Consider the following 436-nt stretch of genomic DNA (forward strand, 5'->3'; position numbering starts at 1 on the left):
TTCAGGGCCGTCAGGCCGGAGAAGCCCGCGAGTACGGCGAGGCCGGCGAACCAGACCCACTGCTTGCGATCTTTCAGTACGAGCAGAGCAGCGCACGCGACAGCAAGCATCGACGGCAGGTTGGCGCAGATAATCATCAGAGCGACCATATTCATTCTCCTGGACAGCTCCAATCTGGGGCAAGGCTGCCGGGAGAACAGTGAGACGCGTCACGATCGCCGTCGCCGCGTCCGAGGCGCTGGCATCACTGCGCGAAAGCGCTGAGGGCCTCCGCCACGCGTGCGGGGACTTCCTGCGCCACGCAGTGTCCGGCCCCCGCGAAGGTCAGCGTGCTCGCGTGCGGGATCAGTGACAGGGCGCGCCGTGCCATCTCCTTGTAGATCGGTCCCGACAGCTCGGCGGTCGTGATGCGCACCGGGCACTCGATCTGGGCGAG

General features: G+C 66.3%; 1 protein-coding gene. It reads right to left on the reverse strand.

The genetic code is table 11. From position 1 onward, the window contains the following. Positions 1-244: 244 nt before the first annotated feature. On the reverse strand, positions 245-436 hold a 192-nt coding region (locus AACY52_RS31595; protein WP_339561593.1), incomplete at its 5' end, for an alpha/beta hydrolase.

The sequence above is a fragment of the Pseudomonas sp. EA_65y_Pfl1_P113 genome, from assembly GCF_963970525.1.
Lineage (GTDB): Bacteria > Pseudomonadota > Gammaproteobacteria > Pseudomonadales > Pseudomonadaceae > Aquipseudomonas > Aquipseudomonas tritici.